The sequence below is a fragment of the Azospirillum sp. A1-3 genome (genome assembly GCF_023806445.1).
In the GTDB taxonomy this organism is placed as follows: domain Bacteria; phylum Pseudomonadota; class Alphaproteobacteria; order Azospirillales; family Azospirillaceae; genus Azospirillum.
In genome coordinates this window covers 1-20,258 of the sequence record NZ_JAMSLU010000007.1, presented here as the reverse complement: position 1 = coordinate 20,258, position 20,258 = coordinate 1, and the positions used below count along the sequence as shown (strand labels likewise).

General features: G+C 69.0%; 9 protein-coding genes and 1 pseudogene. 6 read left to right on the top strand and 4 right to left on the bottom strand.

What is annotated here, in order from left to right:
• Positions 1–3: 3 nt before the first annotated feature.
• Entirely contained in the window at positions 4–2,787 is a 2,784-nt protein-coding gene (locus tag M5E06_RS30750) for an O-linked N-acetylglucosamine transferase family protein (RefSeq protein WP_252141498.1), read from the top strand.
• On the opposite strand, the gene M5E06_RS30745 is transcribed toward M5E06_RS30750, so the two are convergent.
• Entirely contained in the window at positions 2,756–6,598 is a 3,843-nt protein-coding gene (locus M5E06_RS30745) for a tetratricopeptide repeat protein (protein ID WP_252141497.1), read from the bottom strand. The two genes, M5E06_RS30750 and M5E06_RS30745, sit on opposite strands and share 32 nt — an antisense overlap.
• 121 nt (positions 6,599–6,719) lie before the next feature.
• On the opposite strand from M5E06_RS30745, the gene M5E06_RS30740 reads away from it, so the two are divergent.
• Genes M5E06_RS30740 through M5E06_RS30730 form a run of 3 tightly spaced genes read left to right on the top strand, consistent with a single transcriptional unit; the run spans position 6,720 to position 12,447 of the window.
• A complete protein-coding gene (locus M5E06_RS30740) occupies positions 6,720–7,883 on the top strand; it encodes a glycosyltransferase family 4 protein (RefSeq protein WP_252141496.1) in 1,164 nt (387 codons plus the stop codon).
• Between the two features lie 5 nt (positions 7,884–7,888).
• A complete protein-coding gene (locus M5E06_RS30735) occupies positions 7,889–10,636 on the top strand; it encodes a glycosyltransferase (RefSeq protein WP_252141495.1) in 2,748 nt (915 codons plus the stop codon).
• The gene (locus M5E06_RS30730) at positions 10,633–12,447 is read left to right on the top strand and encodes a tetratricopeptide repeat protein (RefSeq protein WP_252141494.1); all 1,815 of its coding nucleotides are present in this window, start codon (positions 10,633–10,635) and stop codon (positions 12,445–12,447) included. The genes M5E06_RS30735 and M5E06_RS30730 overlap by 4 nt, the downstream gene beginning before the upstream one ends.
• On the opposite strand, the gene M5E06_RS30725 is transcribed toward M5E06_RS30730, so the two are convergent.
• From M5E06_RS30725 to M5E06_RS30715, 3 genes are read right to left on the bottom strand one after another with little or no spacing between them, the layout of a single operon-like run.
• The gene (locus tag M5E06_RS30725; protein WP_252141493.1) at positions 12,431–14,323 is read right to left on the bottom strand and encodes a tetratricopeptide repeat protein; all 1,893 of its coding nucleotides are present in this window, start codon (positions 14,321–14,323) and stop codon (positions 12,431–12,433) included. The two genes, M5E06_RS30730 and M5E06_RS30725, sit on opposite strands and share 17 nt — an antisense overlap.
• Positions 14,320–15,288, bottom strand: a complete 969-nt coding sequence (locus M5E06_RS30720; RefSeq protein ID WP_252141492.1) for a GDP-mannose 4,6-dehydratase — start codon at positions 15,286–15,288, stop codon at positions 14,320–14,322. Before M5E06_RS30720 ends, M5E06_RS30725 begins: the two co-directional genes overlap by 4 nt.
• Positions 15,289–15,295: 7 nt before the next feature.
• Positions 15,296–16,990, bottom strand: coding sequence for a tetratricopeptide repeat protein (locus tag M5E06_RS30715; protein ID WP_252141491.1), 1,695 nt, complete (start codon positions 16,988–16,990; stop codon positions 15,296–15,298).
• A gap of 746 nt (positions 16,991–17,736) precedes the next feature.
• On the opposite strand from M5E06_RS30715, the gene M5E06_RS30710 reads away from it, so the two are divergent.
• Complete coding sequence (locus M5E06_RS30710) at positions 17,737–18,120, top strand: hypothetical protein (RefSeq protein WP_252141490.1); 384 nt, start codon at positions 17,737–17,739, stop codon at positions 18,118–18,120.
• 167 nt (positions 18,121–18,287) lie between these two features.
• A pseudogene (locus tag M5E06_RS30705) lies at positions 18,288–20,258 on the top strand (DUF4347 domain-containing protein); the annotation flags it as partial.

The window sequence follows — 20,258 nt, the reverse complement described above, 5'->3', positions numbered from 1 at the left end:
GCGATGACGGCCGCCCACCGCTTTGCCATCGTCACGGCCGGCGACGACACCTATCTCCCCCTGCTCCAGGGCCTGATCCGTTCGATCCGCGGCTGCCCGCAGGGGGCCACGGCGCCGGTCGTCGTGCTCGACGTCGGGCTCGGTCCGGTGGCCCGGGATTGGTTGGGCGCTCAGGGCGTCCGCTGCGTGGCGCCCGGCTGGGATCACCAGCCCGCCCGGCCGGTGCCCGACTACATGAAGGCGATGCTGGCGCGCCCGCACCTGCCGCGCCATGTGCCCGACGCGGACCTCATCCTGTGGCTCGACGCCGATTGTTGGGTCCAGGACTGGAGTGCGGTGGAGCTGCTGTTGAGGGGGGCGGAGGCAACGGGCTTTGCCATCGTGCCGGAGCTTGACCGGTCCTACACCCCCTTTTACGACGGCGCACCCTACGCCTTGCACCTGCATGCGTGGTACAAGGCCTGCTTCGACGAGGCGACGGCGCGCCATCTCTGCGCCTATCCGCTGCTGAACTGCGGCGTCTTCGCCGCGCGGCGGGACGCGCCGCACTGGGATCTCTGGGGGCGGCTGCTGGCGGAGTCCTTGCGCCGCACCATCCTCTTCGTCAGCGAGCAGGTTGCCCTCAACGTCGCCCTGCGGACCGGCGGCCTGCCGTTCAGCCAGCTGCCGGCGGCCTGCAACTGGATCTGCTTGCGGGCGCCGCCGCTCTGCTCGGACGATGGCCGGCTGCTGCTGGACCCGCAGCTTCCCCACGCGCCGCTCGGCATCGTCCATCTGGCCGGCTACCACCACGCCCGCAAGGCCGAGCCGCACAGCCTGTCCACCCCCGGCGGCGGCACCGTGACCCGCCCGCTCGCCCATGTCGCTCTGTCGCCGCCGCCGAGCCTGCGCGACATGCCGTTGGGCCAGGCCATGGCGATGGCGTTTGGGCTCTATCAGGACGGGCGGGCGGCGGACAGCCGGGCGGTCTGTCGCGCCATCCTGGCCGTGCGGCCCGATCAGGTGGAAGCCGCCTTCCTGCTCGGCGTGACCGAGTTCGCGCTGGGCGTCCAGGCGGCGGCGCGGTCCAGCCTTGCCCTCAGCATCGCGTTGAAGCCGGACCTCGCCGACGCCTATTCCAACCTCGCCCTGCTCGGACGCCCTGCCGAAACCGTGCCGCTGCTGACCCGTGCGCTCCGGCTGCTGGGCGGGCAGGCGTCCGCCCAGACCGTCAGCCAGCTGGGCACCGCGCTTCGCGAATTGGGGCAGGTCGGGGCGGCGGTCGCCGTCCACCGCCGATCCCTCGCGCTTCAGCCGGAGTCTGCCGACGCGTATCGGGAGATGGGCCACGCCCTGCGCGCCGCAGGCGCCCTTTCCGCCGCCGCGACCGCCTATGGCCGGGTCTGGACGCTGGCTCCAGAGCAGACGAGCGCGCTCAGCGACCGGCTGTTCGCGACGCTGTCGGCCTGCGACTGGCGCGATTATGCCGCGCTCAGCCAATCCATCCTCCGCGTCATCGACGGCGATCTCGGTCTTGCCCTGCCCCTGCTCACCTTGTTGATCGACAGCAGCCCGGCGCAGCAGGACCGCTCCGCCCGGGCCTTCTACGCGGCGATGGTCCGGCCCGCCGAACACACAGGCCCCGCGCCATGGCGGCCGGTCGGCAGCGACGGCCGCCTCACGGTCGCCTATCTGTCCGCCGATTTCCACGAACACGCCACCGCTCATCTGACGGCCGAGCTGTTCGAACGTCACGACCGTGCGCGGTTCCGCATCCTCGGCTACTCCCAGGGCCCGGACGACGGCAGCCCGATGCGCCGCCGGCTGGAGGCCGGATTCGACCTCTTCCGCGACATCCGGGAGCTGGACGCGGCCGGGGTGGCGGCGGCGCTTGCCGCCGACGGGGTTCACATCCTGGTCGATCTCAAGGGCTACACGCGCGACGCGCGGCTCGATCTGCTCGCCCGGCGGCTGGCGCCGGTGCAAGTCGCCTATCTGGGATATCCAGGCCCCCTCGGCGCAGCGGTGATCGATTACGCCATCGGCGACCCGATCGTCACCCCGCCGGAGCATCAGCCCCATTACCGCGAGCGGCTGGTGCGGATGCCGGACGCCTATCAGGTCAACGACCGGCGGCGCCCCCGGGATGCGCCCGTTCCCAGCCGCACCGCCTGCGGCCTGCCGGCGGACGGTGTCGTCTTCTGCGCCTTCAACGCGCCCTTCAAGATCACCCCATCCATGTTCGCCTTGTGGATGCGCATCCTGGCGCGCGTCCCCGGCGGCGTCCTCTGGCTGATGGACGCCAACCCCGAGGCCACCGCCAATCTGCGGCGCGAGGCGGCCCGCCATGGCATCGACCCGGAGCGTCTGGTGTTCGCCCCCCAGCGTCCGCAGGCGGAGCACCTCGCCCGTTACCGCCTGGCCGAGCTTTTCCTCGACAGCTTCCCCTACACCGGCCACACAACCGTTTCGGACGCGTTGTGGATGGGGCTGCCCGTGGTGACGCGCCTGGGAGACAGCTTCGCGTCGCGCGTCGCGGCCAGCCTGCTGACCGCCGCCGGCCTGCCGGAGACGATCACCGCGAGCTTTGCGGAGTACGAGGAGCTGGCGGTGCGGTTGGCCGGCGCTCCCGACCGGCTCGGCGCCTATCGAGACCGGCTGGAGCAGGGGCGGGCGACCGCCCCCCTGTTCGACACGCCGCGCTTTGCCCGGCACCTGGAAAGCGCCTACCGGATCATGTGGGAGCGGCACGCCGCCGGCCTGCCGCCCGAGCCGTTCACTGTGCCGGCCCTGCCCGCAGGCGCATGAGCGCCGCCTTGACCCTGGCGACGACCGGATCCCATGAGCCCGGCCGATCCTGCCGGAACAGGCGCATGGTCGGATACCAGGGCGTGCGCACCCCGTGGTCAAGCCAGCGCCAGTCGCCGACGTGGCGCAGCAGCGTCCAGACCGGCCGCCCGAGCGCGCCGGCCAGATGCGCGACCGCCGTGTCCACGGAGATGACAAGGTCCAGAGTGGCAAGGATCGCCGCGGTGTCGGCGAAGTCCCCGATCCGGTCCCCGAGGTCGGTGAAGCCGGGCGGCAGCCGCCCGTGCCAGCCGTCCAGCTCCCGCCGTCCGCCACCCTTCTGGAGGCCGAGGACCGACACCCCCTCGATCTCCATCAGCGGCAGCAGCGCGGCCAGGGGAAGCGACCGTTGCGGGTCATGCCCGAAATCGGGGTTGCCGGCCCACACCAATCCCACCCGCACCCCCGTGGCCATCACCAGCCGTGTCCGCCACTGGTCCGTCAAATCCGCTTCGGCGCGCAGGTAGGGCACCTCCGCCGGAATGGTGGCAAGCGTGGTGCCCAGCAGATGCGGAAGGCTCATCAGGGCCGCATGCGCGTCGTGCGGTGGGACAGGGGCGGAGCGGGCGACCACCCGTTCAACCCCATCCGCCGTGGCGAAGAGGCGGACCAGCGCGTCATCGCATGCCACGATCACCCGCGCCCCCAACCGGTGCAGCACCGCGGCGTAGCGGACGAACTGGATGTTGTCGCCAAGCCCCTGCTCGTCCTGCAGCAGGATCGTCCGCCCCCGCGGATCCTCGCCCCGCCACGGTGGCGTGCCTGGGTCCTGCGGCCCGATCTGGCCATCGTTCAGGCGGCCCTCGTCGAGGCGGGTGCGCCACTCATATTCGGCGAACCCCCGCTCCAGCTCCCCCCGGCGCAGCAGGCAGGTGGCAAGCGTGAGATGCGCGAGCGCGTTGTCCGGCTGCTGGTCGAGAACCGCCCGGCAACAGGCCTCCGCCGCCTCTCCCTGCCCCAGAGCGACCAGCGCCAGGGTGAGGTTGAGCCGGGCGTCGGGAAAATCAGGCGCCAGCGCCACCGCGCGCCGGAGAACGCAGGCGGCCTCCTCGTGACGGGCTTGGGCGGACAAGGCGATGCCGAGGTTGCTCAGCGCCCCCGGCTCGGCCGGCTGCAACGCCAGCGACCGGCGGCCGGCGGCCTCCGCCTCGCGGTACCGGCCGAGATTCTTCAGCGCCACGGCGAGATTGCCCTGGACGCGATGGTCGTCCGGCTCGCGGGCAATCAGCTCCAGCAGGATGTCCAGCGCCTCCGCGTGGCGGCGGCTGATCAGGCAGGCGCGGGCAAGGGCGAAGCGGTGGAAGTTGCCCCAGGGATCGAGGACGACGCACCGCCGCAGCGGTCCCGGCGCATCATGGTCGGACGCGAGGGTCGCCAAGCCGTCGAACGCGTCGATGCAGGCGGGATCAAGCGCCAAGGCGCAGCGGTAGGCATCCGCCGCCCGCTCCGCCCGCCCGGCCGCCGCGTGGCCCCGCGCGGCGTCGAGCAGGGCGCCGCGGTCGGGCACTGGCTTTGGCGCAAGCCAGCCCATCCGCCGGAACTGCGCGAGCCGCTCGCGGATCAAGGCCGGATAGCCGGCATCGACCGGAACCGGGGTGAGGCCGGTCCACATGCCGGGCACCGGTCCGGCCTCCAAACGGCCCGTCGCGTAGAACCGCCGCAAGCGTTCGAGGTTCGTCTCGGCCTCGCCGTCGATGCCGGCGATCATTTCCCGGTGCGCGAAGGAGTCCAGCTTGGTGCGGAAACGCTCAAAGCCCCCCATCCAGGTGAAGTGCCAGCCGGCGTTTGGCACGGTCCGCCCGATCCCCTGCTTGGCCAGATAGCGCACGCGGTTGGGGCCGATCCGCTGGATCAGGGTCCAAGGCGCCGCCGCCACCGACACCCAGGGCTCGGGCGATTTCAGGTCGAGAAAATAGAGGAAGATGTCGAGGTGCGGCGCGAAGAGGCCCGTGCCGTCGTCGGTCTCGTGGCGCAGCCGCTCAACCACCGGCGCGCGCAGGATCTCGTCGGCGTCGCCCACGATGATCAGGTCGCTGGGGCTGCACTCCGCCAGGCCGCGCGCGATGGCCTCGCGCTGGTGAGCCTCGCGCTGCCAAGCGAAGCCGCCGGGGTCGTCCGCCACCACCACGTGGATGATCTTGTCGGCATAGGCGGCGAAGCGGGCGCGGTTGTCGGCATAGTGAAGCGGCTTGGACGCGCCGGCGTGGGTGTAGGTCGCCTCCACCAGCACGAAGCGGTCCACCACCTCAAAGAGCTCGGCCAGCCGCACCTCCAGCAATTCCAGCTCGTTGTGGAACTGGAAGCAGTCGTACACCCGGCGCCCACCGGGCGGGACGGGCAGGCGCGGCAGGGTCGGCAGAACCGTGCGGTGCGCCAGCCACGCATCGTAGCCGCGCAGGGTCGCCCAGACACTGGAGCGCCGGTCCTCCGCATTGTGGTCGAGGCGGAGCGATCCCTCGACCAGCGCGATCAGCCCCTGCGCCTCCGCCTGCCAGCGGGGATCGGCGATCCGCCCGTCCCCCGCCTGCGCTCCGGCGTTCAGGTGGGCGTGCAGAGCGTTCAGAAGGTGCGTCTGGGATTGGGCGATGTTGGCCGTGATCCGTGATGTGGAGGCATCATCCTCAATGACGGGGGGAGCGCAGACAGGAGCCATTGGCCGCCGCAGCGTCCCAAGCCAGTCCTGCCAGTCCTGCGCCCGCCCCGCCCAGCCCATCGTCGCGGTGGCGTGATTGACCTGCTCGCGAAGCCGCCGTTCCCAGGCGGGACGATCCTCGCGCAGCGACCCGAGCGCGCCCGTCACCGCCTCCGCGAACCGCAAGGCGTGCTCGGCCGGCTCCGCCGGGACCGGGATCAGCCGGGCAAACCCGTTCGTGGTTTCAGCAAGCGCGCCGAGTTGGCTCGACACCACCAGGCAGCCGGCGGCCATCGCCTCCATCGCCGCGATGCAAGACGTTTCGGCAAATCGGTTGAGATAGGCCAAGCTGGTCGCGGCCTTGAGTTCGTCCGCCAGATCGGTCTGCGCCAGCGCGCCGACATACTCGACGCCCTCGGTGTCCCGGCAGCGCTGGTAGAGCGGGTGATAGGGATCGGCGTCGGCCGGGACCTGATAGCCTGCCAGGCTGGAGAAGACGCGCAGCCGCGTTCCTGGCAGAGCCGCGCGGATGTGGGGCAGGCTGTCCAGCAGCACACTCAGGCCCCGGAAGGGCGCGCTGGTGTAAGCCAGCACCGGCGGCCAGGGCTTGGCCGCCAAAACGCTCTCGTCCGCCTGGAAGAGACCGGCGAAGGCGGGGGCGATGCCGTTGCGCAGGACGGCGCAGCGTGCGGGCTCGAGGGCGAAGGCGGTCCGGTATGTCTCCATCTGCCATTGGCTGACGAAGGCGATGCCGTCCCAGCAGGCCCGCAGAGCCGGATCGGCCAGATCCCGGATCGCCGGCTCGTCGGCGGCGTGTTGGGTCCACAACACCAAGCGGCGCTCGCCCGGCGCCGTGCGCAAGCGCGACACCAGCTCCGGCGCGCAGCTGTTCAACAGGACGACGACGGCGAAGCCGCACAGCGCGTCGAACGACATCTGCGCCATCGGAACGCAACGCACGCCACGGACGACTCCCGGCGTCCGGGTGCCGTTGACCAGCGTGACCGCCAAACCGGCCGCCCCCAGCTGTTCCGTCAGATAGCAGAGCGCCGATTGCGATCCGCCAAGCGGCTGGCGGCGGGGCGTGTCCGGTGTATAATCGCCCTGCGTCGGGTCGATGAAGGCGATCGAGAAGGTCATCCAAATCCAGCGCCAAGCAACCAGGAACCGAGCGTTTCGATCAGCGATTCCGTTACCATAGCAGCCATCGCTACCGGTATGAAGGTCATCGGCGTTCGCAACCGGCGTCGAAGGACTGTGCATGCAACAGACTGTCGTTTTGACCTGGCAGCTTTCGGAAATCCATGGCTGGGGCCTGGTTGGTCTCCACACCGCGCTCCATCTGCTCGACCAGGGGCGGACGCCGCTGCTGACGGAACGACCCCTGCTGAGCGCGCTGCGCCCGGCGAACCGGACGCGGATCGAACCGCTGCTGGCGGCCCAGCAACGGCTTGCGGCCATTGTCCGGCAGGCTGGCGACACGGTGGTCTGCCTGGAGGGCACCACCGTGCTCCAGGCGCTCGGCAATGGCTTCGTTCCAGGCGTCGCCGCCCGCCTGCGGGGAAGCCGCACGGTCGGGGTCATCGCCTTCGAGAACACCCTCTTTGACGCGGGCGTGCTGGCGCGCGCGCAGGATTACGACCGGATCGTCGTGCATTCCACCTACAACCGGACCCTGCTGGCCGAGCAGGGATTCACGAATGTCGCGTTGGCGTTCCAGGGCATCGATCCCGACGAGCTGGCCCCAGCGGCGCCGGCCGGGCGGTTCGGCGATCGCTTCGTCGTCTTCTCGGGCGGCAAGATCGAATTCCGCAAGGGTCAGGACATCGTGCTCGCTGCCTTCCGCCGCTTCCGCGACCGCCGCCCCGACGCGTTGCTGGTCACCGCATGGCACAATCATTGGCCTGGCACCGCGGCCGGCATCGCCGAATCCCCCCACACCCCCACGCCGCCGGCGATCGGCGAGAACGGCCGGCTGCGCATCGTCGAGTGGGCGATGGCGCATGGCGTCGCGCCGGACGGCTTCATCGACATGGGCGTCCTCGGCCGCGACCAGATCGCCCCCATTCTGGCCGACTGCCACGCCGCCATCTTCCCCAACCGGTGCGAGGGTGCCACCAACCTCGTCGCCATGGAGGCGATGGCCTGCGGTGTGCCGGTGGTCCTGTCGGCCAACACCGGCCATCTCGACCTGATCCGGGACGGCAACTGCTTGGCGTTGAGCCGGCAGACGCCAGTTCCCGATCCCGACGGCAGCCGCCGGGGATGGGGGGAGTCCTCGGTCGAGGAGCTGGTCGAGCAACTCGACCGTCTTTACACCGACCGCGCGGCGGCGCGGGACTGCGCGGAGACGGGCCGTGCCTTCGTGCGCGGCGAGCGCACGTGGAGCGGCTTCGCCCGCTCCTTCGTCGAGGCGGTGGACTGACCAGGATGGCGACCGACATCGACCCGCGCCCGGCACTGCTCGCCGATCCCGCCGACGCGGTGGCGCTGCAGCGCACGGCCCTCCTAACGGCAAGAGCGGGCAACCCGGCCGGCGCCCTCCGCCTGCTGCTCCGCGCCGCCTGGTTGCACGGCAACCAAGCCGTGCTGGAGCGGCAGATCGAGGACATCCTGTCGCCCGCCCTCAACGACGCCATGGCGCGGCTTCACGCCGGTGCGGAGGACGAAGCCGCCGCGCTCCTCGATCCGCTCGCCAGCATCGTGGAACCGGCGGGCGAGTTCGCTCGCATCCTTGGAACCCTGCGGCTGGTCCAGGGACGCGACGATGAAGCCGCGCGGCTCGGCGCAGCGTCAGGGCGGTCGGACAGCGGGCTGGCCGTCGCCCTGGCGGCGGTGACGGAGCAGCGGGCCACTGCTTTCCTCGGCACGGTGGTGCTTCCGGTCTTTAACATGGCCGACAGCATCGAGCGCGCGCTCGACAGCGTGCTGGCGGCGGCGGACCACCAGCGGAGTCGGGATCCGTCGGCGCGTATCCACATCTGCGTGGTCGATGACGCCTCGTCCGACGGATCGTTGGCCCGTGCGCTCGGCTGGGCACGCGCCCATCCGGAACAAAGTGTGGCCGTGATCGCGTGCAACCGGAATGGCGGTGCGGGGCCGGCACGCAATCTTGGTGCGGCTTCGGCGCGGGGGCGCTATTTGTGGTTCCTCGATGCCGACGACGTCTTCCTTCCCCCCCATCTGTTCCTGACCGCCCGCGTGCTGGACGCCACGCCGGACGCCGGGTTTGTCCGTACCGGCATGCTCTTTGACCGCATCGACGCGATGATCACGCCGGACTGGCGCAGCGCGGCGGAAAACAGCTATCCGTGCAATCTTTGCGTCCGGCGGGACTGCCACGACTTTGTCGGCGGCTTCCCGGAGGAGGCGCCGTTTCTGCCGGCGCTGGCCGAGGATGTCGCCTACGCACGCGCGCTGAGCAGCATGTTCGGTGGCGTCAGGATTGCTGAGAAGACCGTCCACTACATGATGCGGGAGGACAACGCGCTGGCGCGCCAGAGCGCGGAGATGATCGGCGGCCCTCCATCTCCGGAGCGCGCGCGGCCAAACCCGCGCTTCCTGGGCATGGAGGTCCTGACACTCCGGCGGATCAAGGCATTGAAGGCGAAGCGGGCGGCCGTCGAGCGTGGCCAGGGCGATGGAGACCTTCCCTTCCTGTCCGCCATCGTCCCGGCCAGGGAACCGGCGGCGGCGCTGATCGACCGATCGAAAGACTGGATGCGGCGCGGAGAGCCGTTGCAGGCCTTCGAGCTGCTGTGTCGTGCGGTCGCGCTGGAACCGGGGGAGTTCACCGCCTGGTTCGAGTTGGGCGTGGCGGCGCACCGGCTCCAGCGCGGTGCACTGGCGCTGCGGGCCTTCCGCATCGTCGCCTGCCTGCACCCGCAGGCGCCGGCCGCCCGCTTCAATGTCGGCTCCCTCCTGGTCGAGAGCGGCCGGTACGCCGAGGCGTTCGAGACCCTGCGCGCCACCCTGGCCCTCCAACCCGCCTATCCCAATGCCCTGCGCCTTCTCGGCTCGGCGGCGCAGCGTCTCGGGCGAAAAGCCATGGCGTATGGCATTCTCGAACATGGGCTGCGGTTGGCACCGGACAACACCGGCCTGAACGCGCTGTTTGCGGAGGTCGCCCTGGAGATCGGGAGGGCTGGTGAGGCGGCGCGTTACGCCCGGCGCTCCCTGGCCCTGGCGCCGGATCTGTTCGAAGCACAGGTCGCGCTGGCCGGTGCGCTCGACATCGATGACGCGCCCGGCCGCCATGACGACGCGCTGCACTGGTGGGATCGGGCCATCCGCTGCAACCCCGGCCGGGCTGACGCCTTCACCGGCCGTACGGTCACCCTGCTCACCCGTGCCCTTGGGCCGCCGCCGGTCCCCCGGCCCGCCGGGCAGGACGGCCACCGCCTCGCCTCGACCCTGTTCGGCCGGCACGGCCGGTTCGGCAACCAGATTCTTCAATATGGCGTGCTTCGCCTCTATGCCGACCGTCATGGCCTGACACTGGAGGTGCCGAAATGGCCGGGGCGCCATCTCTATGGCCTGGATGATCCCCTGCCGGGCACGCCCCTGCCAGCCCTGCCCGAGGCGGAGGGAGAAGGGGTGGTCGTCGCCGCGTTGGCGGGCGGGGACGCGCCGGTCCTGGCCGACCGTGACGTCACAGGCTATTTCTGTGGCGGCACCGGGTTCCTGTCGGCGCGCCGCGACAGCTTCCGGGCCTTTTTCACGCCGGCTGCACCCCTGCGGCCCCACGCCGATGCCATCGCCGCCCGCCTGCGGGCCAGTGGCGGAACGATCGTGGCGCTCCACCTGCGGCGCGGCGATTTCGGCTGGGGCCGCTTCTGGATCGCGCCCGAAGCCTGGTACCTGCGCTGGCTGGAGGAGGTCTGGCCCGGGCTCGACCGTCCGGTCCTCTACATCGCCACCGACGATCCCGCCTGCCTGACCGCCTTCGCGCCCTACCGGCCGCTGTGCGCCCGCGACCTTGCCGAGCCAATCCAGGGCGCGGAGTTCTTCACGGACTTCCACGCGCTGTGCGTGGCCGATGTTGTCGCCATTTCCAACAGCAGCTTCTCTTTTACCGCCAGCATGTTGAACCGGACGGCCAAGGCCTTTCACCGGCCGGACCGCGAGCGGCAGGCGCTGGTTCCCTACGACCCCTGGAACAGTCCGGTGCTGCTGTGACGACGACCCACCAGCCCGACCCGGCCGCGCTGCTGCAGGCCGGCATGGCCCATCACGGCGCCGGGCGGGCGGCCCAGGCGGAAGCGCTCTACCGGCAGGCGCTGGACATCCGGCCGAACCATCCAGATGCCCTGCACCTGCTGGGCATCCTGGCCCTTCAAGCCGGACAGCCGGCGGTGGCGGCCGGGCTGATCGGGCAGGCGATCGGCGTCGACGCCGGAAACCCGATCTTCTTCTCCAACCTCGCCATCACGCTGCGCCGCCTCGGCCGGCGCGAGGACGCGGCCGCGGTCTGCCGGCGGGCGCTGGCGCTGGCGCCGGACTTCCCCGACGCGCTCAGCAACCTGTCCAACATCCTCTGCGACCAGGGCGATCATGGCCGGACAGCGGCCGCGCTGCAGCGTCTGCTGCGCCTGAATCCGCTCCTGAGCGAGCAGCGGCTGCAACTCGGACACGCCCTCCTCTTGGACGGCCGGCCGGAGGAGGCGGTTGAGGCCTTCATGACGCTGCTCGGCATCCAGCCGGCCTCGGTGGCCGGCTACACCAACCTGGGGGTGGCGCTGCGCCGGCTCGGCCGGCTCGACGAGGCCGTCGCCGCCTACCGCAGCGCGCTGGGCTTCTCCCCCGGCGAACCCGGCACGCTCAACAATCTCGGCATCGCCCTTCAAGAACGCGGTGCCTATGCGCAGGCGGTTTCCTGTTTCCATCATGCCATCGCCGTCACGCCGGAGGACGCGAGCGCCCATCTCAACCTCAGCCTTGTCGCGCGCGACGAGATGCGGGTGGATGCGTCCATCGCGCTTGCCCGGCGGGCGGTCCAGCTCGACCCGATGCAGGCGGAAGGACACACCGCCCTCGGCTTCGGCCTGTTGCTGCAAGGCCGGCTGGAGGAGGGCTTCGCCGACTATGAATGGCGCTCGCGCATGGCGGATTTCCCCTCGCCCCGGCGCGGCTTCGCCTCGCCCGTCTGGGATGGATCCGACCTGAGCGGACGGACGCTGCTGATCCACGACGAGCAGGGCGTGGGCGACACGATGATGCTGGCGCGCTATGCCCCCCTGCTGCAATCCAGGGGCGTGCGCGTTTATCTGGAGTGCAACAGTCAGCTTGTCCGTCTGCTGTCGTCCATGCCGGGGATCGAGGGGGTGATCGGCCGCTTCCAGCAGCCGCCGCCGCACGATGCCCATGTCGCCCTGGCGAGCGTGCCCCACCGGCTCGGCACGACGCTCTACACCATTCCTGCCGAGGTGCCCTACCTCCGGGCCGAGCCGGCGTTGGTGACGGCATGGCGTGGGCGGCTGTTCCCGACAGAGAGCGGGCGGCTGCGCGTCGGGCTGGTCTGGGCTGGAAACCCCGACTTCAAGGGCGATCGTCTGCGCTCACCCGGCCTGGCCGCCTTCCGCCCCCTGCTCGATGTCGCCGGGGTCGAGTTTTACGGCTTGCAGAAGGGGCCGGGACGCCGCGATCTGGAGCAGGCCGGCCCGCTTCCGGCCAGCTTCACCGATCTGGGGGCCGCGATCGGGGATTTTGCCGACACCGCCGCGATCATGGAGCAGCTCGATCTGGTTGTCAGCTCCTGCACCGGCCCGGCCCATCTGGCCGGCGCGCTCGGCCGTCCGGTCTGGACGGTGCTGCCCTTTGCGCCCGACTGGCGCTGGCTGGAGCACGGCGTCTGCACCCCCTGGTACCCGACCATGCGCCTGTTCCGCCAGGAGCGGCCGGGCGACTGGACCGGCGTCTTGCGCCGGGTCCGAACCGCGCTTGCCGCCCTTGCGCGCGACAAGGCCCAGGGGGTCAGGACCAGGGCTTGAAGGCCCGAATGCGCCGGGTCTCCACATCCGGCTCGACGAACAGCCGGGCGCGCCGGTTGAGCCGGGCGGCAAGCTGGCTGAACCCGCTCGCCGCGCTGATGCCGACGATGTCCGCCTGGGTCAGCACGTGGAAATCCTGGAGATAGTCCAGCCCCGGCCAATCGGGGGCGACGTCGGCCCGCACCAGCGGCCGGAACTCGGCGAAGGCTCCCCGCACCGCCGCCAGATCGTCGCTGGCCAGGTAGAGCACCGGCCGCTCGATGCGGGGCCAAATCTCCCGCAGCCATGCGAGATACCAGTCCGTCTCGGTGATGGGATAACCGAAGGTGACGAAGTCGCCCCGCCGGATGTGGATCGCCACGACGGTCGATCCCCCGGCCCGCAGCCGCTCGACCGCCGGGTCGAGCCAGGGCGCCCAGACCGGGCGCGGCTTGAGCCAGGATTGCACCCGCTCCCGGTAAATCTCCTTGTGCTCGAAGAGGAAGAGCGGAGACAGCAGGTCGCGGTCAGCCAGCGGCGGGTCGGCAGCCCGTCCGGTGATCCAGTCGTTGAGCCGGTGGCGGGGAAAGAGCAGCGGCGGCAGGGGGCCGCTTTGCGGCGGGTCGTTGATGTCGAAGAACGCGCCACCGACCCAATCCGGCGTTTCCAGCACATAGCCGAACTGCTCGGCGTAAAGCCGCAGCAGCACATATTCCAGCGCGTTGTGGGCAAAGCGGCCCCGGTTCGCCAGCGTCGAGGAGGTGATGCGGGGGCGGGGCCGCCCGGCCGCCGGCCGCCTCAGCCTCAGCCCTGTGTCGGCCAGCGAGGTCTGCAGTGCCGCCAGGGACTTGACGGTGAAAAACCAGCCGTGATCGCCCTGGACCTGCGCCAGCCTCGCCGAGGCGGCGTGCGGATCGCCCTCGGCAAGATCGACCGCCGCCAGGGCGGTCAGGCATTCCCCCAGGTGACGGACCCCCGCCAACGGCGTTTCAGCCAGCTTGTGAAAGAGCGCGCGCGCTTCTCCCAGCCGATTGTGGCGAAGGAGGATCTGAGCCAGCAGCTCCAGGGTTTCCGGCACGGGAACGCCAGGCGCCCCTAAGCTGTCCAGCAACACCCGCTCCGCCTCGTCCTGGCGTCCGAGATCGGCAAGCGCGCGGGCGAACCGGGTGACGGCGATGCCAAGCCCGGCATCGGCAGAGCGCTTGTAGGCCAGGGCCGCCCCTGCCAGGTCGCCGGCCCCATGATGGGCATGACCGAGGTTGTACCAGCATTCCGCGCTGTCTGGCGCCAGGGCCGAGGCCCGCTGCAAGGCAACGGCTGCCTCGCTCTCGCCACCCCGCTCCAGCAGCGCCGATCCCAAATTCATCTGGGCGGGCACAAGACCGGGCTCGACCGCGACGGCGTTGCGTTGGCTGGCGATGGCCTCGTCGAGCCGCGCCGCGTGGCGCAGCGCAAGCCCCAGATCATGGTGCAGCTGGCCCGTTCCGGGCTGGAGCCGGACCGCCCGGCGCAGCGCCGCGACGGCCTCGGCAAGCTTGGCGCTGCCCTGACGGTCGAGCGCACCCCCAAGCCCGTGCCACGCTGTCGCCCAGGCCGGGGCCAGCAGGACGAGCCGGCGCCACTCGGCAGCAGCCTCCGCTGCGCGTCCGGCCTCGCCCAGGATGTTGGCGCGGTTGAGGCGCGCCTCGAGAAACTCCGGATTGAGCCGGAGCGCGCGGCCGATCAGCGCCAGCCCGTCCTCCAGCCGCCCGGAGCGTCGCAGGACGAGGCCAAGCAAATGCAGCGCATTGACCTCGGTCTCGTCGCTGTCGAGCACGCGGCGGTAGAGCGCCTCCGCCTCGACCAGCCGGCCTGCGCGGTGGTGCTCCAGCGCCGTGGCCAGAAGGTTGGCGATCACCGGCCGCCCCGTCGATGTGCGGCCTCGACCATTTCGACGATCAGATCCTCAAGCCCGGTCTTCGGTTCCCAGCCCAGCTCCCTCCTGGCTTTCGACGCGTCGGCCTCGATGCAGCGCACCTCTCCTGGACGGACCAAAGCCGGATCGACGACGACATGGTCGTCCATGGCGAGCCCGGCATGGGCAAAGGCGATCCGGCAGGCCTCGCGCACCGTCGCCGTGCGGCCGGTTGCGACGACGTAGTCGCCGGGCCGGGCCTGCTGGAGCATCAGGTGCATTGCGCAGACATAGTCGCGCGCATGGCCCCAGTCGCGCTGGCTGTCCAGGTTGCCGAGCTGCAGCGTCCGCGCTTGCCCAAGCTTTATCCGAGCGACCCCGTCCGCGATCTTGCCCAGGACGAAATCCGTGCCCCGGAAGGGTGATTCATGATTGAACAGGATGGCGCAGCTGGCGTGAAGCCCAAGGGTGGTGCGGTAATTGACGGTGGACTGATGGGCGAAGAGCTTGGCGACCGCGTAAGGGGAGTGCGGCAGGAACGGCGTGGCCTCGTCCCACCGGTCCTGTTTGGCCCCGCCGAACATCTCCGAGGAGGAGGCCTGGAGGAAACGGGCCGAGGGCCAGGACAGCCTCAGCGCCTCCAACAGCGTCAAGGCGGCCTGGGCGGTGTCCTTCGTCGCCTGGATCGGGTCCTGCCAGGAGGAGCGGACAATCGACTGGCCCGCCAGATTGTACAGCTCGTCCGGCTGCTCCCGCTCCAGCAGGCGCGACAGGCCGGAGAAATCGGTGAGGTCCAGGCCAACGACCCGCACATCCCCGGCGACGCCGAGCCCCTGCAACCGGGGCAGGGGAGCGCCAGGCCTTCCCGGCCTGTCGATGCCGACAACCTCGTAGCCCTTGTCAAGCAGCAGCCTCGACAGGTAGGCGGCGTCCTGGCCCGCAATTCCGGTGATCAGGGCTTTGCTCATCCCCGCCTCATGCCGCCACCAGCCTCGACAGTTCGGTGGCGACACGCTCGACGACCGCGCCCCAGTTGCCGGATTCGGTTTGCTGGAACAGGCGCATCGTCGGATACCAAGGGGTGTCCGTGCGGTTCTGCAGCCAGCGCCAGCAACCATCATAGCGCGACAGCACCCACACCGGCTTGCCCAGCGCCCCGGCCAGATGCGCGACCGAGGTGTCCACGGTGATCACCAAGTCCAGGCGCAGGATGAGCGCTGCCGTATCGGCGAAATCCTCAACCTCGCCCATCCCGTTCCAAAGCCTCATCCCGGGAGGAGGGGCGTCGAGCTGGGCTGCCGGGGCGCCCATCTGGAGATTGACCAGGGTCACGGTCGGGATGCGGGTGAGCGGCTCGAAATCGCGCAGCGTCATGCTGCGGCGGCGATCGGTCAGGTTGGCGCGCAGCAGGCCGGGGCGGGGGTCCCCCGACCACACCAGCCCGATCCGCAGGCTGCCGCCGGGAAGCGGTTTGCTGAGCCATTTGCCGATGCTCGCCACCGGCGGAAAGAGATAGGGAACCGCGCCCGGGATGTTGCCCAGCTCGGTGCCGAAAAGGCGGGGCAGTGACATCAGCGAGCACAGGTAATCAGGGGCCGGGAACGGCTCGTGCAGGCCATAGACCGCCGCCACCTTCGGCATCTCCGCCACCAACCGCTTCAGGGCCGGCTGCACCACCAGCACGACGCGCCCGCCGCGGTCGGCGACGAGGGGAGCGTACCGCACGAAGTGCAGGGTGTCGCCATGCCCCTGCTCGGCATGCAGCACGATGGTGGCTCCGTGCAGCGGCTCGCCCCGCCAGGGACGGCCGACGGGAGCGACCTGCGGAAGCTGGCCGGTTTCCCAACGGGCTTCATAATGCTCCCACGCCTCCTTCAACTGTCCTGCTTTCAACAGCGCGAGGGAGAGGTTGAAGCGGGCATCCGGATGCTTGGGTTCGGCCGCCAGCGTGCGGCGGAACAGGTCCTCAGCCTGAGTGAGATTGCCCAGATCGAGGTGGATGATCCCGAGATTGTTGGTCGCCGAGACGTGCGACGGGGCGATCCGCAGCGCCCGCAGGCACTGCGTCTCGGCGGTTGCGAAATCCACTTGGTCCTGGGCCTGCGACCTCACCACATAGCCGAGATTGGCATAAGGGTCGGGGTGGTCGGGCTTCAGCACGATCGAACGGCGGCACAGCTGGGTTGCGGCCGGGCCGTCGTTCATCTCCCAAACGACGCTGGCGAGGTTGTTCCAGGCTCCGGCATGCTCGTGCGACAGCCTGAGCGCCCGACGGTAGGCCGTCGCCGCGTCCGGATAGGTCTTCGACCGGGAGGCGACCGCGCCGATGTTGACGTAAGCCTGCACCGCGGCCGGATCGAGTGCGATCGCCGCCCGGTAGGCCAGACGCGCCTCGATCAGTTTGCCGTTGAGCAGGCGGGCATCGGCCATCGTGATCAGGTCCGACACGGTGGGGAGCCGCAGCCGCCACAGCCATCTCTGCAAGAGCGATTGTGCCTGCGCGTGGGGGGCCGGCGCCTGCTTCAACAGGTTCGCCAGAGCCTCCCAATAGCTCGGGTTGAGCGCCAGAGCCCGGCGGTATTCGTGGAGCGCCTTGTCCGGCTGGTTGGACGCGCGGTACGCCTCGCCCAGGCTGTTCCGGTACATCGCCTGAGCGGCGTCGATCCTCAAGGCGCGCTCAATCCACACCCGCGCAGGGTCTGTCAGTCCTCTTTGCAGCGCAACCAATCCGTGAAGATGGAGGGCGTCTGACTGTGCTGGGTGCAGCGCAAGGATGCGACGATAGAGAGAGCCAACGTTTGCATCTCCGGCGCGGTGACGAGCAATGGCGACGGAGAGCAAACCGGAAGCATCTGAACTGGCAACCGAAGCCGAGTCCCCGTGGTCCCACCATTGCTGGGCCTGAGCCATAACTTCCCTTTCCTCGTCGCAGGGACTTTTGAGCGCATATGCTGTTTTTGAAAAGGGTACTTTGTATTTTTTGCCAGAGAAATCATCAATGCCAAACCCAGGCGGAGACCGATCCGGTAACGTCCAGAGGCGCTTTTCCACCACGCCTCTGGACGTTACCTGCGGTTCAATCTACCGCAGCCGGGTGTCTCATCGAACCGTGCTGCACCCCACCAGCAGTTCAATCCGGCAGGTGGGAATCAAACCAAGAGGGTATTTGATCAAAATTTCTAGCGCCGCAAACCAATGCAGCGAGGTCATACAGTTGCGGGCCGAGGTGGACTGGCTGAGAGCCATTCCCGCTGTCATCAGCGCGGCTGGCCGCAATCGCCAGCAGCATCCTTGATGGCGAAGCCGGGAGCGACCGCAAAACAGGACGGCAAGGCGGCGTGGAGCGTGACGAACATTAAACCGAAGAAACGAATTTTCCCGAATTGTCACGGAATTAGACGTGATGCCGACAATGCATGGACACGTTTCATGCAAATAGTCACTACAAATGTTCAACCTCAAGGCATTATGTGGTTGTGCATTTGTACATAAAGTGGCACTATATTGTCAAAATCATTCTATTGATTGGTTTTTTCGGTTTGGATCTGGGAAGTGCGGAAAGGGGTGGAGAGAAGGGCTATGGCGCGCAAACAAGGGAGCGAAGGACGTTGGCGGCACCGATGGCGCCGCGCAAGATGCGCACACTGTTTTCTTCCATGTTCGCCCTGATGCTGGAGTCGCGCTTCAGGTTCTATACGACCGACGTGGCGACAGCGGCCGATCCCGTAAGACATGGTTCAACCGGACGCTCAAGCCGGCAAGGCGGCTGCCGCTCAGACTGTGGTGCGGCGCGGCTTTAGTGGCCGGCCGCTTGGGCGCGTCTTCGCCTCTGTTCTATGGCAGCGGATCGATCACCAACCTAGCCGCTGTCATCGCTTGCGACCTCTATGCTGTGACGAAGGAAGCGCAGGAGAGCTCTCATGCTTACGCTGGTCAAGGTCAAGGTTTCGACGAGGTCAATGTCCCGATGACGATTAATCCTTCCTACGGTGCACCGACGAACACCGCGGTGCCGAGTGTGTCGGGCACGGCGACGGTGGGCAACGCCCTGTCTGGAGCGATTGGCAGCTGGACTGATCCGGATGGCGATTCGCTGAGCTACAGCTATCAGTGGTCCCGGGCGGACGACACCAACGGCACCAACGCCACAGTGATCCCTGGGGCGACCAGCGGCAGCTACACGCTGACCACGGCGGATGCCCACAAGTATCTGCGGCTTTCGGTCACCGCCAACGACGGCAACTCCAACACCACAACGGCCTACTCGACTTACACCGCCATCACCAACAGCTTGCCGGTCAACAGCGCGGTGCCGAGCGTGTCGGGCACCGCAACGGTGGGCAACGCGCTGAGCGCGACCAACGGCACCTGGAGCGATGCCGACGGCGACAGCCGCACCTACAGCTACCAGTGGTACCGAGCGGACGACACCAACGGCACCAACGCCGCGTTGATCCTTGGGGCGACCAGCGCCAGCTACACGCTGAGCAGCTCGGACGCTCACAAGTATCTGCGCATGGTGGTCACCGCCAATGATGGGCGGGGCGGCACCCAGACCGCGACCTCCAGTTACACCGCCATCACCAACAGCTTGCCGGTCAACAGCGCGGTGCCGAGCGTGTCGGGCACCGCAACGGTGGGCAACGCGCTGAGCGCGACCAACGGCACCTGGAGCGATGCCGACGGCGACAGCCGCACCTACAGCTACCAGTGGTACCGAGCGGACGACACCAACGGCACCAACGCCGCGTTGATCCTTGGGGCAACCAGCGCCAGCTACACGCTGAGCAGCTCGGACGCTCACAAGTATCTGCGCATGGTGGTCACCGCCAATGATGGGCGGGGCGGCACCCAGACCGCGACCTCCAGTTACACCGCCATCACCAACAGCTTGCCGGTCAACAGCGCGGTGCCGAGCGTGTCGGGCACCGCAACGGTGGGCAACGCGCTGAGCGCGACCAACGGCACCTGGAGCGATGCCGACGGCGACAGCCGCACCTACAGCTACCAGTGGTACCGAGCGGACGACACCAACGGCACCAACGCCGCGTTGATCCTTGGGGCAACCAGCGCCAGCTACACGCTGAGCAGCTCGGACGCTCACAAGTATCTGCGCATGGTGGTCACCGCCAATGATGGGCGGGGCGGCACCCAGACCGCGACCTCCAGTTACACCGCCATCACCAACAGCTTGCCGGTCAACAGCGCGGTGCCGAGCGTGTCGGGCACCGCAACGGTGGGCAACGCGCTGAGCGCGACCAACGGCACCTGGAGCGATGCCGACGGCGACAGCCGCACCTACAGCTACCAGTGGTACCGAGCGGACGACACCAACGGCACCAACGCCGCGTTGATCCTTGGGGCAACCAGCGCCAGCTACACGCTGAGCAGCTCGGACGCTCACAAGTATCTGCGCATGGTGGTCACCGCCAATGATGGGCGGGGCGGCACCCAGACCGCGACCTCCAGTTACACCGCCATCACCAACAGCTTGCCGGTCAACAGCGCGGTGCCGAGCGTGTCGGGCACCGCAACGGTGGGCAACGCGCTGAGCGCGACCAACGGCACCTGGAGCGATGCCGACGGCGACAGCCGCACCTACAGCTACCAGTGGTACCGAGCGGACGACACCAACGGCACCAACGCCGCGTTGATCCTTGGGGCAACCAGCGCCAGCTACACGCTGAGCAGCTCGGACGCTCACAAGTATCTGCGCATGGTGGTCACCGCCAATGATGGGCGTGGTGGCACGCAGACCGCGGTCTCCGGCTATACCGCGGTCAGCAACAGCGCTCCACTGCTCATAATCCCGGCCCCCATCACCTTAACCGACACCGCGGTAACGGACAGCGTCGCCACCCAGACCGGCACACTGCAGGCCTTGGATGCTGACGGTGACGATAAGACCTACGGCATCGATACGCCGACCAGCACCAGC